General features: G+C 27.6%; 9 protein-coding genes and 1 pseudogene. 9 read left to right on the top strand and 1 reads right to left on the bottom strand.

The features are described 5' to 3' along the window. From ACRCYC_RS11295 to ACRCYC_RS11265, 7 genes and pseudogenes are all read left to right on the top strand, one after another. A pseudogene (locus ACRCYC_RS11295) lies at nucleotides 1–341 on the top strand (ATP-binding protein); the annotation flags it as partial. A gap of 215 nt (nucleotides 342–556) precedes the next feature. Beyond that, entirely contained in the window at nucleotides 557–3,115 is a 2,559-nt protein-coding gene (locus ACRCYC_RS11290) for an FtsX-like permease family protein (RefSeq protein ID WP_438619241.1), read from the top strand. Between the two features lie 79 nt (nucleotides 3,116–3,194). Next, complete coding sequence (locus ACRCYC_RS11285; RefSeq protein WP_438619240.1) at nucleotides 3,195–3,857, top strand: response regulator transcription factor; 663 nt, start codon at nucleotides 3,195–3,197, stop codon at nucleotides 3,855–3,857. Then, on the top strand, nucleotides 3,854–4,867 hold the full coding sequence (locus ACRCYC_RS11280; RefSeq protein ID WP_438619239.1) for a sensor histidine kinase: 1,014 nt from the start codon (nucleotides 3,854–3,856) through the stop codon (nucleotides 4,865–4,867). The genes ACRCYC_RS11285 and ACRCYC_RS11280 overlap by 4 nt, the downstream gene beginning before the upstream one ends. 98 nt (nucleotides 4,868–4,965) lie before the next feature. Continuing rightward, nucleotides 4,966–5,733, top strand: a complete 768-nt coding sequence (locus ACRCYC_RS11275; RefSeq protein WP_438619238.1) for an ABC transporter ATP-binding protein — start codon at nucleotides 4,966–4,968, stop codon at nucleotides 5,731–5,733. Further along, nucleotides 5,723–7,804, top strand: a complete 2,082-nt coding sequence (locus ACRCYC_RS11270; protein WP_438619237.1) for an FtsX-like permease family protein — start codon at nucleotides 5,723–5,725, stop codon at nucleotides 7,802–7,804. Before ACRCYC_RS11275 ends, ACRCYC_RS11270 begins: the two co-directional genes overlap by 11 nt. A 191-nt stretch (nucleotides 7,805–7,995) precedes the next feature. Beyond that, nucleotides 7,996–10,539 carry an ABC transporter permease gene (locus ACRCYC_RS11265; RefSeq protein ID WP_438619236.1) on the top strand — a complete coding sequence of 848 codons (2,544 nt, stop codon included), beginning with the start codon at nucleotides 7,996–7,998 and terminating at the stop codon, nucleotides 10,537–10,539. A 90-nt stretch (nucleotides 10,540–10,629) separates the two neighbouring features. Here ACRCYC_RS11265 and ACRCYC_RS11260 read toward each other — a convergent pair whose 3' ends face one another. Further along, a complete protein-coding gene (locus ACRCYC_RS11260; RefSeq protein ID WP_438619235.1) occupies nucleotides 10,630–11,220 on the bottom strand; it encodes a TetR/AcrR family transcriptional regulator in 591 nt (196 codons plus the stop codon). Nucleotides 11,221–11,501: 281 nt separating this feature from the next. Here ACRCYC_RS11260 and hypB point away from each other — a divergent pair, with 281 nt between their 5' ends. Both hypB and ACRCYC_RS11250 read left to right on the top strand, forming a co-directional pair. Further along, on the top strand, nucleotides 11,502–12,170 hold the full coding sequence (gene hypB, locus ACRCYC_RS11255) for a hydrogenase nickel incorporation protein HypB (protein WP_438619234.1): 669 nt from the start codon (nucleotides 11,502–11,504) through the stop codon (nucleotides 12,168–12,170). 36 nt (nucleotides 12,171–12,206) lie between these two features. Beyond that, on the top strand, nucleotides 12,207–14,852 hold the full coding sequence (locus ACRCYC_RS11250) for an FAD-dependent oxidoreductase (RefSeq protein WP_438619233.1): 2,646 nt from the start codon (nucleotides 12,207–12,209) through the stop codon (nucleotides 14,850–14,852). Nucleotides 14,853–14,862 lie beyond the last annotated feature (10 nt).

Genomic DNA, 14,862 nt, shown 5'->3' with positions numbered 1-14,862 from the left:
TTGTAATTAATTTTATTATTTTTTTTGTAAGTATATATTTTTTTAATATGATCCAAAACATTTATAAAAATAAGAAATATTATTTGTATTTTATATTAAGTACTATAATTAATTTGTTGATAATAGTAGTTATAAATAAGTCATATACAGATATAAGTAATTTATATGACATGGCAGTTAAAAATAAGGTTGATTTTTATGCTGTTTCAGACATACTTATATTTTTAGTTACTGTAAAAGATACGTTTCCTTATCTTTTATGTATAGTAAATATATTATTAATATCTATACTTATAAATTCAATAAAATCAGAAAAAGAAAAAACTAAAATGGAGAGTTAAAAATTAAGGATAGTGATTATAAATTTGTAGCGACTATTCATATACCAGTTGAGTAAAAATTTAATGGAAATATTCATTTAATATGCTAGTTGTCGGTGAAAAAATACCACTTGTCGGACTTATATTGAATCAAAATTTTATAAATGTTACCTTTGATACAAAGAAGGTAGCATTTTTTTATACAAGGATCTAATATAAGAAAGAGAGGTAAAGTATTGACTATATTTAAACTAGCAACATCTTATGTGAAAAAACAAAAAGGAAAGACAATAGCACTATTATCATGTATAGTTCTTGCTGTTATGCTTATTTTTTCTATGATTGTAATCAGAGACTCTGGATATGATTCTCAAATAAGAGAGGCAAAGGATTTACATGGTAACTATCATGTAACGTTTGATGATATTGATAAGGACAAAGTACAAAAATTTACAAATGAAAAATATATATCAAAGTTAAATACTTCAAAAGAACTATGTGAAATAGTAGATAAAAAAAGTGGTGTTAAGCTTGATTTAAATTCATTTGATAAAGGATTTATAGATTCTATTGGATATAATCTAGATGGAAGAGAACCTACAAAAGACGGAGAAATAGTAATAGAAAAAGAAGCTGCAAATCAGATGGGGATATCTGATCCATTAAATAAAAATTTAGATTTAATGCTTTTAAATAAGTATTGTAATGACAATGGGATTAATCATGTAGACAGTGCTAATAAAACATTTAAAATAGTTGGTTTGATAGAAAAACCAGATAAATATTATGAGACATCTAGTTATGGTTATACATTTCGAGCTTTTGTGGATAATGACTCGAAGTTACCAATAAAAGTAAAAGATACATACACTGGAACGATATATCTTAAGTCAGAAAAAAATGTATCTCAATTTCTATCTAATATGAGAAAAAAACTAGATGTTAGTTATAATTTATATGAAAATGCACAGGTGGATTTAGCAAAGCATTTCAAAGAAACTTCAAAATTTAGCAGAGAAAATATAATTAACTTAGCTATTTTAATTATTGTATCAACTATTATAATATACAACATCTTCAATATTGTTTTCCAAGATATGACGAGTCAAATAGGTCTTATGAGATCTATTGGGATGTCAAATAAAAAAGTAAAAGTGATGCTTATTATTATGAGTTTTATTTATATAATTTTAGGAACCACAATAGGTATAGTGTTTGGAATGATTTTTTCATATATTGGTTTAAGAGTAGTGTATGGATATAGCTCTATGCTAACAATACAAATGTCTAGTATAATATGTTCTTTTATAGTTTCAATCATATCAGTATCTTTTTCTAGCTTTATAGTAATTAAAAAATCTATGAAACTATCTATAGTAGAAGCGATAAGATCAAGTGAGAAATATGAGAAAAAATCAAAAAATAATAAAAAAAATAAGGATAAAAAAAATAAAAATTTACTTATAAGCATAGCAACTAGAAATTTATGGAGAAATAAATCTAGAACAATATTAACAATAGTAGCAATTACTTTTGTTGGTACCATGTTTATTTTAGATTTAGGTGTCACAGATTTAGTAAAAAAGAATATGGAAGAAGGAGTTATGAGTGGTTCATGGTCGATGTCATATGGAAGTGTAGATAAAACTGTTGAAGGGGATGTTTCAAGTTCGGACTATTCATTTTATAAACTAGATAATAATTTGATAGAAAAAGTGAAAGATGTGAAAGGAGTAAAGTATGTAGAACCGAATTTTTATAATCCTCAGGCATATATTCTACTTTCTAAAGACAAGTTGTCAAAAGCCTATAAAGAGGAATTAGACAGAAAGAAGGCTGCTTATAAAGAAGAATATAATAATGAATATCCACTTTTAATAAGAGGATATAGTAATGATATATTAAAGAAAAGACAAGGATTTATTGAAAAAGGTGAAAATATTCTAAAACCTACATCTGGAGAGTACAAAAAAGTAATCTTAGTTAATAATACAAATTCACAAATCACAAACTCTTATGATGCAAAGGTAATTGATGATGCGAAAGTAGGAGATATTATAGATATAAAAATTCCTGTATATAGAGATGGTATTGAAAAATATAAAAACGTCAAGGTAGAGGTTGGAGCTATAATGAAAGAATCATATGCAGCAGGTCAGGATGGTAATACACAAGCTGATGGAGCTCAAATAATATTTAGGGATGATGACTATAAAGAATTAACAGGTCAAAAAGAGTACAATAAGCTTTTCGTAACAGTTGAAAAAGGACAATTATATTCTGTAGAAAAAAGATTAGAAGAATTAACTAAGGATTATAGTTCTACAGAGATCAATGGAAAAGGGCAAGAACTAAAAATTATTGGAGGGCAACAAAGCTCAGAGGAAAAGCTCTCTGTAATATATCAAACTCTGACTTTATTAATACTTTCATTAAATATTATTTTCATTATGAGAAGCAATATTATTGCGAGGAGAAAAGAGTTAGCAACTTTAAGAGCAATTGGAATGAGTACAAAAAGTATTAAAAAAATACTAATTATTGAAAGTCAACTATATGGAATTATTGCTTCTACAATAGGAACGGTGATTGCAACAGCTAAGTACAACTATAATATAGCAGATATAAATAAATCTATTTTGGAAGGTGGATATACTAGGACAGTAGAATACAGTGCTCCTTGGGTTCAGATACTTACACTATTTGCAATTTTTATTGCTATGGGATTTATCTCTGTATATGTGTCTAAAGACAAAATTGAAGGGGCATCTATTGTTGAATGCCTTTGGCATTGATAGTGGCTAGATATTTGAAAAAATGGAATTATTAGGATATATTATAAATAAGCACGGCTAAAGATAGGAGTGATTATTTATGAAAATTTTAATTATAGAGGACGATATAGAATTAAGAGAAGAATTAAAAATATTATTAGAAGATAATGACTATGAAGTTGAAACATTAACTTATTTTGAAAATACAAAGGAAGATGTTTTGAAAATAGATCCTGATTTAGTACTTTTAGATATAAAACTACCATGTATAAGTGGACAGCAATTATTGAAGGAAATACGAAAGGAATCTGATGTACCAGTAATAATGGTAACTAGTAAAAATACAGAAGTAGATGAAATTTTGAGTATGACTTATGGAGCAGATGATTATATAACAAAACCTTATAATGCTGTTTTATTATTACTTAGAATAGAGGCTTTATTTAAGAGAATTAATAAAAATTCTAATGAAAATTTAAAATATAGACATATAAAAGTAAATTTATTAAAAAGTACATTGGAAACAGATAAACAGGAGTTATTATTATCAAAAAACGAGATGAGTATTTTTTATTTCTTATTTTTAAATATAGATAAAATTGTAACTAGAGAAGAAATTATGGACTATTTATGGGGAACTAACAAATTCATAGATGATAATACACTTACTGTAAATATAAATAGACTTAGGAAAAAATTAGAAAGTATAGGGCTTAAAGGTGTGATTGAAACAAGAAGAGAACAAGGATATATATTAATATGAAATTAGCAGATTATATTAAAGATAAAGTAGCTTATTTAGTTTTATATGTTTTATTGATTATATCAGTCTTATTTTTTCTGTTTATGTATAGGGTTCCAATAACTTTAACAATTTCTATAATTACAGTAATGATAATATTTATAGTTACAGTTATTTCAGTTGATTACTATAGGAAGAAAAGTTTTTTCGAAAATTTCAATGATACTTTAGATAGTTTAGATAAAAAATATTTAATTACAGAAATGATTGATTATCCAAGTTTCATAGAGGGGCAAATTTTCTATGAAAATCTTTACGAAATAGATAAATCAATGCATGAGGAAATTGATGTTTATAAAAAGAGTGTAAATGATTTTAAAGAGTATATAGAAATGTGGATTCATGAAGTAAAATTGCCCATTGCTAGTACTACTTTGATTTTACATAATAATAAAGAAGATGCTCCAAAAAAAATAAAAGATCAAATAAATCGTATAGAAAATTATGTGGAAGAAGTTTTGTATTTTGTTCGAAGTGATAATGTAGAAAAAGATTATATAATTAAACATTGTAATCTCGAGGAAATAATTAATCCTGTTATAAGAAGGAATAAAGATAATTTACTTTTTAAAAAGATTTTTTTAGAAATAGAAGATTTGAATCATGTGATTTTAACAGATAGCAAATGGATGGAGTTTATAATTAATCAAATAATAAGTAATAGCATTAAATACTCTAAAGAAAATCCTAAGATAAAAATAGAAGCTAAAGCTATTAATAATGAAGTGGTTTTAGAAATAGAGGATAATGGAATAGGTATAAATGAAAAAGATATTACTAAAGTATTTAATAAATCTTTTACTGGAGAAAATGGAAGGAAAATTAGTAGTTCAACGGGAATGGGGCTATACTTAGTTAAGAAATTATGTGATAAATTAGGTCATAAGGTTAAGATAGAATCTCAAGTTGGAGAGTTTACTAAGATATCAATTTATTTTACAAATAACAAATATTACAGTTGTGTAAGGTAATGTAATATACTTCGATGTTACTTAAATTTCATTTTCTATATACTTGAAAATATAGGAAATACCTAAGGGGATCTTATAGAAGATGGAAGGGGATAAATATGTCTAGTTTATTAAAAATTGACAATATAAGTAAATATTATGGGAGTAGATTAAATATTACAAAGGCGATTGACAATATATCATTAGAAGTGGAAAAGGGAGAATTTGTAGCTATTATGGGAGCTAGTGGCTCTGGCAAAACTACACTTTTAAATACAATTTCTACTATAGATAGGGTGACAAGTGGTCATATTTTTATAGGAGAAAAAGATATTACAAAGTTAAAAGGCAATCAACTTAATAAATTTCGTAGAGAAGAATTAGGGTTTATATTTCAGGATTTTAACTTGTTAGATACTTTAACTGGATACGAAAATATAGCACTAGCTTTGCAGATACAAAATATAAAACCAAGTGAAATAAAAATGCGTATAGAAGAAGTATCAAATAAGCTTGGAATTTTGGATACTTTAAGCAAATATCCTTATCAAATATCAGGGGGACAAAAGCAAAGGGTAGCTTGTGCAAGAGCTGTAATAACAAGTCCAAAATTAATTTTAGCAGATGAACCAACCGGAGCTCTTGATTCAAACAGTTCAAGAAAGTTGCTTGAAATTTTTCAAACATTAAATCAAGAATTAAAATCAACTATACTTATGGTAACTCACGATGCCTTTACTGCTAGCTATGCATCTCGTGTAGTTTTTATTAAGGATGGAAAAATATTTAATGAATTTAATAGAGGAAATGATAGTAGAAAAGTATTCTTTGATAGAATCGTAGATGTAATATCATTGCTAGGAGGGGGTTCTAGCGATGATATTTAAATTATCTCTTAAAAATATAAAAAAAAGTTTTAAAGAATATGTAATTTATTTTTTTACACTTATTTTAGGCATAGCTATATTTTATGTATTTAACTCATTAGAAAAACAAACAGTAATGTTGAATTTATCAAAATCATCAAGTAACTCAATAAGTATTATAACTACAGTCTTATCAGCAATTAGTGTGTTTGTTTCTTTTGTACTTGGATTTTTAATAATTTATGCAAATAGATTTTTGATGAAGAGAAGGAAAAGAGAGTTTGGAATATATATGACACTTGGAATGGGAAAGAAAAGTATATCTCAAATAATATTTTTTGAAACTATTTTAATAGGAATTATTTCTCTAATAATAGGGTTGATTTTGGGAATAGGTTTATCACAAGTAATGTCCATATTTGTAGCAAGTTTGTTTGATGCAGATATGGATAAATTTAGATTTGCAATTTCTAATTTAGCAATATTTAAAACTATATTTTACTTCTTTATAATTTATATATTTGTAATGATATTTAATATGATACAAGTCAGTAGATGTAAATTAATTGAATTGATACAAAGTAAAAGTAAGTCTGAAGAGATAAAAATTAAAAATCCATATGTATGTATGGTAGTATTTATTTTTGCAGTTATATTACTTTCCTATGCTTATTATAATGTAACAGCTAATGCTATTAATATGGATAAAGCTATAGAGGTATATTTACAAATAATATATGGAGTAGTAGGAACTTTTTTAGTATTTTGGTCATTATCAGGATTTACTATGAAATTGGTAATGCATATAGATAAGGTCTATTATAAAAATTTAAATAGTTTTACTTTAAGACAACTTAGCAGTAAGATAAATACTACAGTAGTATCTATGTCTGTAATTTGTTTGATGATCTTTGTAACTATTTGCGTTTTTTCTAGTTCAGTTTCTATGAATGCAACACTTAAATCAAATATGAAGAAGTTAGCAACAGCTGATATTTCAATTTCTAAGCAAATGAATTTAGAAAAAACAAATGAGGATGGATATAACTATACTAAGACACAGATAGATACTTCTAAATTAAGTGTAGAAGAAGTTTTAGAAAATAGAGGATTTAATACGAATTCAAATTTAACTGATGCAGTTTCAATTAATAAATATCAAACAAAAGAAGTTACTTTTAAAAATTTACTTGGTGATTATTATGAAAGGCTAAAGGCTGAAAATCCAGAACAAGTTGAATCTGATGAAGATTTTTATAGCATGAAATCCGAGTTAGTTAGAATAAGTGATTATAATAAAATAGCAAAGCTATATGGAAAAGAAACTTATGATTTAAAAAATGATGAATACATGGTTATTTATGATTCTAAAAATATGATTGAAATGTACAATGAAGGTCTAAAGTCACGCTCAAAAATAACCATAGGAGGTAAATCATATAAGCCTAAATATGAAGAAATAAAGGATGGCTATATTACCATGTCACCTCAATCAAGTAATACAGGTATTGTACTAGTTCCAGATGATTCACTAGAGGAAAGTATGATTACAGATCAAGTTTTAGCTGGAAATTATAAAGCTAACAATAAACAAGGAAAAGAGAAAATAGAAGATAAGGTAAATGAAATAAGAAAAGAAATTTATGAAAGAAATTTATGCGTAAATATAAGTAGTAAAATAGATATTTATAATGACAATATAGGAACAAGTGCAATGGCAGTATTCATAGGACTTTATATAGGTATAGTATTTTTAATTTCTGGTGGTGCAATACTTGCTTTGAAAGAATTATCAGAAAGCGCTGATAGTAAGGATAAATATAAAACTTTAAGAAAAATAGGTATAGATGAAGGAATGATTAATAAATCTTTATTTATACAAATTGGAATATTCTTTGGATTACCATTGATTTTAGGAATAATTCACTCTATATTTGGAATTCAAGTTGCAAATATGATGCTTGAAAGTTTTGGAAGAGGTGGTTTTATGAAATCTATAGTTATGACTTCAATATTTGTATTAGTTATATATGGAGGTTATTTTATAGTGACCTATCTTTGCAGTAAAAATATTATAAAAGAAAATATGTAGTTAGATGTGAAAACAGCAAATAAGTTTATATCCACTATTTATATACCAATATGCTAGTTGTCGGTGAAAAAATACCACTTGTCGGTATTATATTGAAGCAAAACTTTAGAAATGTTACCTTTGATACAAAGAAGGTAGCATTTTTTTATATGCCTTTAAGACAATTTCATACGGAAAATAGGGGATAAATGATGAGAGTAAGTTTTAGACTAGCTATAGCATACTTAAAAAAACAAAAGGGAAGAACTGTATCATTAATAATTAGTATTGCATTAGCTGTTATATTAGTATTTACACTTAATGTAGTGCCAGAGTCTAAGAATAAACATGATATAAAAGAAGCGTATAAAAACTTTAGTGATTATCATGTAGAATACAACAATGTTAACTTAAAAACTGTAGATCAATTAAAAAATGATAAGACTATAAAAGTTATCAATGATGTTATAAACCTAGGTAATGCGGTAAGTGATAAAGGAGTATCTGTAAGGTTAAACTCTTATAGTAAAGGTTTTATAGATTCTTATGGTTATACTTTTATAAAAGGTACTGAACCTAAAAATGAAAATGAAATAGTAATAGAAGAAAAATTTCTTAAAGAGATGGGCTTAAGCGATAAGCTAGGACAAAGTATTGATTTTAATATTATTAAAAATTATACGGATGAAAATAATCAAAATCAGATCTATAGCAAAGAGAAGTCATTTAAGTTAGTTGGAATAGTAAAAAAGCCAGATGAATTTTATAAGGAAGATTTATACTATAAAGTCAAAGCATTTACTAAATACACAGAAAATCAAAGCATTTTACCTAAAGAATTAATAAGTCATTCAGGTGTACTTAAGTTTACGACTAGTATAGATATGGCAAATGAAGCAATAGCCAAATATAAACTAGATGATGAGAGATTTAGGATAAATGTGCAACTAAATGAAGCTATACAAAATTATGAGATGTCTAAAGGGGAAAATATTAAGATTAATAATAAGTTGATTCCTATGGTTGCAGCTACACTAGTTATATATAACATATTTAATATTATATTAATAGATATGAAAAAGCAAATAGGAATGGTAAGAGCAATAGGAATGACTAAGAAAAATGTAAGGTACATGGTATGTATCAAAAGTTTTATACTGTTACTTATTGGACTAGCAGTAGGATTTTTACTTGGAACAATAGTGTCATACATAGGTCTTAGAAGTATATACAATGAACATATAAGTGTTTATATAAGTAAAGAAAGTATAATAGAGCCTATAATTATGGCAGTATTTTCAGTAGCTATAGCTAGTATTGTTACTATTTATAAGTGTGGAAAGATATCTCCAATAGAAGCTATTAGAAGTACTAATAGTTCAAAGTCAATAAAAAAAGATAGACTTTATCATAAGCTAATAAGGAAAGTATTTGGGCTTACAGGATATATGGCATACAAAAATATATGGAGATTCAAAACAAGAACAATTTTATCAATACTTTCAATAAGTATGGCAGGTTCTGTGTTTATAATTAATATGGTTGGATTTAATCAATATGATGGGAATGTAGACATTCTTAGTCCGACTATTATGAAGATGGGAGAAAGTGACATAATACTTAGTCATAATTCTAATAACTCAAGTGAGTATTTTAATGAATACACAGATGATGATGTAAATAAGATATCTAAGATAGATGGAGTTAGAGAGATAACTAAGAGTATGAATGTTACAGGATACTTAAACTCAAATAAAGAAAATATAAGCGACTACTATAAACAATCTATTACTTTAGATAACAATGAATCAAATTTAGAAATAGGAACAGCTATAAAAGGATACGATAAAGGTACTCTTAAAGAACTAGAAAAATACCTAGAAGATGGAAATATAGATAACCTAAAAGAAGACGGCGATACAATAAGTGGGGTAGTATCTAACCATTTTTATTCAGGTTCAGCAGTATCAAATGATTCAAGTACATTAAAAGATTTAAAAGTAGGAGATATTATTGAAGTTAAGATTCCATTAATTAATGATACAGAAGTAAAATATGTTAATCAAAAAATTAAAGTTGCAGGACTATTAAATACTGACTATGTTTTAAATGCTGAAGGTGGAAAAGACTCACGTTTCCAAGTGATATTAGATAAAAATAGTTTTGAAAATTTAACGGGAAAAAAAGGTTTTAATAATATATCTATAAAAGTAGAAAAGGATAAAGAAGAAGAAGTCGTTTCAAAGGTAAAAGAAATAATAAATGAAGATGACTTTAAGAAAATGGAAAGTAAATATGAAAATAGAAAAATGTCTACTGAAGGAAATGAAAAACTTAAGAAAGAGGTATTAGTGAGTGTAGTAATTACAATGGTTATATCATCTATAAATATAGTTTGTATAGTTATAACAAATATAATGATTAGAGTTAAGGAAATTTCAACACTAAGAGCTATTGGAATGAGTATGAAAAATATTAAGAAAATGATAATAAAAGAAAGCATTATATATGGTGTTTTAAGTTCAATAATAGCTGGAGTATTTTCAAGTTATAATACTTATAAAAGTATGCAAAGGGCAAATGAAATGTTTTCTCAAAGATTGGGAATTAAACAAGCGTATGAACTTAAGGTGCCCGTAGTAGAAATACTTCAGTTTGGGGTAGCAGCGATACTTATATGTGTAATTGCTGGGTATCTAGCAAAAAACAAAGTTTCAAAATTAAGTATAGTAGAAGGTCTTAAAAATGAAGAGTAAAGATGGATATCTTACACATTGAAAAAGCACTGAATCTGAAAGCTTAGGCTATCAGATTCAGTGCTTTTTACATATGCCATTACAGCTATCTTATGGGCGACAATTAGAAAGCACTAAATTTAAGTCAAATTCCATTCTGGATTTAAGATTATAATTTCCTTGATGAAGACACCAGTCAAATATTGTACCCCTAGATATCCTCATAATTATCATAGTTAAATCTAATGAAGAAATAGAGTTATCTAATTCATCATTTTTAAGTAAATCTTCTACAATAGATTTAACTTCTAATGCTATATGACGGTCAGGTTTAATAGAATACTTTCCTTCTATAGAAAGTAAATTTTTATATATCTCACTTACAAATACCCATCCAAGTTCCTCCATCATAGCTGCGCCTTCAATTAATAAAAATAATAATTTATCTATGTTTGAGCAAAAATCTCTTGCATAAAATCGATCCATTACTAGAATATCAACTTGCTCATAAGCTGTATTAATTATTTCTGCCTTTGATTTAAAATGATGATAAAAAGCACCAGTTGAGATATTTGCAGCTTGGCAAATATCTTGAATTTTGACACTATCAAAACCTTTTAACTTAAAAAGTTCAGTGGCTACTTGTGTAATTTTAAGCTTGGTTTTAATAGCTTGTTTTTGTCTATCGGTTAATTTTTCCATTATAAAAACCCCTTTATAGGACTGCAATGTTAATCCAGTTAATTATATGATTACTTAGTATAGCATAAAAAAAGTAAATACATATATATTTATAAAATATAAAAACTAAAAAAATAAAAGTATACATTTACAAGATATGGTAAAGCATGCTATATTTTAATTACAGAATTAGATTCGGTGAAACTTATTCTGTTTAGAAAGTTACAAAATTAACGATTGAATAATTGATTAGAAATATACTAAATATTTTTGATAATACAAAAATATTAAGGGGGAGCATTATGGAAAAATACAAAGTAATTGAGATAAAGGAAAGTGTTTTTAAAAATAATGATGAACAAGCGGATTTACTTAGAAAAGATTTAAAGAAAGATAATACTTTTTTATTAAATTTAATGTCTTCTCCAGGTTCAGGTAAGACTACAACAGTTTTAAGAACTATCGAAGCATTAAAAAATAAAATGAAAATAGGAGTTATGGAAGCTGACATAGATTCAGATGTGGATGCTAATACTGTTTCAAAAACAGGTGCAAAAGTAATACAGCTACATACAGGAGGAATGTGTCATTTAGATGCAGATATGACTAAGCAAGGCTTAGTAGAACTTGGAACAGAGGATTTAGACTTTGTAATATTAGAAAATGTGGGGAATTTAGTATGTCCAGCAGAATTTGATACTGGATCTTCAAAAAATGCTATGATACTTAGCATACCGGAAGGACATGATAAGCCTCTTAAATACCCGTTAATGTTTTCAATAGTAGATGTAGTTTTAATAAATAAAATTGATGCAATAGAATATTTTGACTTTGATTTAGATTTAGTTAAAGAATATATAAAAAAAATAAATCCAAATATACAAGTTATAACAATATCAGCAAAAACTGGCGAAGGTATAGAGGAATGGGTAAATTGGATAAGAAAAGAAGTAAAAGCATGGAATAATTAATATAATATAAAAACTAAAATTTTTAGGGGGATTATTATGGCAATTAAAGAAAATGTTCTTCAGTTTGCAAATCAAGTTAGTGGAAAAAAACCAGGATCTAGAGGATACTTTGGTGAAAATGATGCACGTTATAAAATTTTAGAGCCAGTTGTAACAGATGAAATGGCAGAAGTTTTACTTTGCATGAATATTAGACAAAAAACAACTGCCGAGAAAGTAGCCCCTCTATGTGGAAAGAGTATTGATAAGTGTAGTGAGTTATTATTAAAGTTATCAGATATAGGAGTAGTTTTTGTAAATGAAATAGATGGAATAGATACTTTCTGGTATGAGACTTGGGTACCAGGAATTATGGAAATGATGGTTAATAATAAAGAGCAGGCTAAAAAATATCCACAAATTCCTAAGGCATTTCATGATTATGGTGTAGAAAATGGACCAAGATCTACAGGAAGTTTTCCTCCAGGTGTAGGACTTATGCGTGTTATTCCGATAGAAACTGCAATAGATGGAGAAACGAGAAGAGCATCATACGAGGAAATATCAAAATATCTAAATGATAATGATAAATTTTCAGTATCAGATTGTTCATGCCGTACAGCAAGAGAAAGTATGGGAGAAGGATGTGGACATTTAAAGGAGGATATGTGTATTCAATTAGGGCATGCAGCTGAATATTACATAAGAACAGGTAGAGGTAAAGAAATAACAAGAGAAGAGGCTTTTGAAATAATAAAAAGAGCTGAAGAAAATGGATTAATGCACCAAATACCCAACCTAGATGGTTCAGGAAAAACTCATGCTATATGTAATTGTTGTGGATGTTCTTGCTTAGCACTAAAGGGAGCAAATATGTTTGCAAATACAGATATGGTACGTTCTAATTATGTATCAAAAGTAGATAAAGACAAGTGTGTTGCTTGTGGTGAGTGTGTGGTAAACTGTCCAACTAATGCATTAAAACTAGGTCAAAAGTTATGTTCAACTAAACCTATTATAGATAAAATAGAAAGAAAAGAGACACCAAGAAATACTAATTGGGGAGCAGATAAATGGAATGAAGATTATAGAACTAATAGAGAAAATGTGGTAGAAAGTGGAACAAGTCCATGTAAAACTGCATGTCCTGCTCATATAGCTGTTCAAGGATATATTAAACTTGCTTCACAAGGAAGATACAAAGAAGCGTTAGAGCTTATAAAAAAAGAGAATCCATTCCCAGCTATATGTGGTCGTATTTGTCCTAGAAAGTGTGAATCAGCATGTACAAGAGGTGATATAGATTCACCAATTGCCATAGATGAAATTAAAAAGTTTATAGCTGAACAAGATTTAAAAAAAGAGCATAGATTTATTCCGAAGAAGAGACATGATTATGGTAAGAAGATTGCTGTAATAGGTGGTGGACCTGCCGGACTTTCATGTGCTTATTACTTGTCAATAGATGGATACAAAGTAACAGTATTTGAAAAACAAAAAGCTCTTGGTGGTATGTTAACTTTAGGAATTCCTTCTTTCAGATTGGAAAAAGAAGTTGTTAATGCAGAAATAGATATATTAAGACAACTGGGAGTAGAATTTAAGACAGGTGTAGATGTAGGTAATGATATTACTTTAGATGAATTAAGAAAAGAAGGATATAAAGCTTTTTATGTAGCAATAGGTGCACAAGCTGGTAGAAGATTAAATATAGAAGGTGAAGGTGCCAAAGGTGTTATCCCAGGTATAGAGTTTGTACGTGATGTTAACTTAGGAAAAGATATAGCGCTAAACGGAAAAGTAGTAGTTATTGGTGGAGGTAACGTTGCTATAGACGTAGCGAGAAATGCCACAAGAGTAGGTGCAGATAGCGTAGATATGTATTGTTTAGAAAGTCGTGAACAAATGCCTGCATTAGAAGAAGAGATAGAAGAAGCATTAGAAGAAGATATAGTAATAAATAACTCTTGGGGTCCTAATAGAATAATAGTAGAAGATGGAAAAGTAGTAGGAGTAGAATTTAAAAAATGTATTAGTGTATTTGATGAAAATAAAAGATTTTCTCCAATGTTTGATGAGAAGAATATAAAAATAGTAGATGCTGATTACGTTTTAATTTCAGTAGGTCAAAGTATTGACTGGGGTGACTTACTTAAAGGAAGTAAGGTAGAGCTAAATCCTAACAATACAATAAAGGCTGATGGATTTACTTATCAAACAAATGAAGCTGATATATTTGCTGGAGGAGATTCATACACTGGGCCTAGATTTGCAATAGATGCCATAGCAGCAGGAAAAGAAGGAGCTATATCAATTCATCGTTTTGTTCAACCAGGACAAAGTTTATTAAATGGACGTGATAGAAAAGATTATCATGAATTTGATAAAGAAAGCTTACAACTTGAAGGATACGACAATATGCCAAGACAAAAACCAGATATGCATCTTACTTTTACAAAAGAGCAAGTTAAAAAAGAAACAGAAAGATGTTTAGGTTGTGGAGCTACAGTTGTAGATGAATACATGTGTGTAGGTTGTGGTCAATGTAGTACAAAATGTAAGTTTGATGCAATATCATTAGTTAGAAAATATGATGCAGAGGGTGTAGCTTATGAAGAGCTTAAACCTGCGATAGTTAAAACAGTTATAAGACGAAAAGGTAGGATAATAGGAAAGAAAGTTAAGGATGTATTTGCAAAATAAAAATATAATT

The sequence above is a fragment of the Paraclostridium sp. genome (assembly GCF_051657365.1).
Lineage (GTDB): Bacteria > Bacillota > Clostridia > Peptostreptococcales > Peptostreptococcaceae > Paraclostridium.
Note: the sequence above shows the minus strand (reverse complement) of the source record. Positions and strands in the feature narration are given on the sequence as shown.

What these genes read in the sequence shown, in the direction of transcription:
- hypB (WP_438619234.1), top strand. Translation starts at nt 11,502, where the DNA reads ATGGAAAAATACAAAGTAATTGAGATAAAGGAAAGTGTTTTTAAAAAT.
- ACRCYC_RS11275 (WP_438619238.1), top strand. Translation starts at nt 4,966, where the DNA reads ATGTCTAGTTTATTAAAAATTGACAATATAAGTAAATATTATGGGAGT.
- ACRCYC_RS11280 (WP_438619239.1), top strand. Translation starts at nt 3,854, where the DNA reads ATGAAATTAGCAGATTATATTAAAGATAAAGTAGCTTATTTAGTTTTA.
- ACRCYC_RS11285 (WP_438619240.1), top strand. Translation starts at nt 3,195, where the DNA reads ATGAAAATTTTAATTATAGAGGACGATATAGAATTAAGAGAAGAATTA.
- ACRCYC_RS11270 (WP_438619237.1), top strand. Translation starts at nt 5,723, where the DNA reads ATGATATTTAAATTATCTCTTAAAAATATAAAAAAAAGTTTTAAAGAA.
- ACRCYC_RS11260 (WP_438619235.1), bottom strand. Translation starts at nt 11,220, where the DNA reads ATGGAAAAATTAACCGATAGACAAAAACAAGCTATTAAAACCAAGCTT.
- ACRCYC_RS11250 (WP_438619233.1), top strand. Translation starts at nt 12,207, where the DNA reads ATGGCAATTAAAGAAAATGTTCTTCAGTTTGCAAATCAAGTTAGTGGA.
- ACRCYC_RS11265 (WP_438619236.1), top strand. Translation starts at nt 7,996, where the DNA reads ATGAGAGTAAGTTTTAGACTAGCTATAGCATACTTAAAAAAACAAAAG.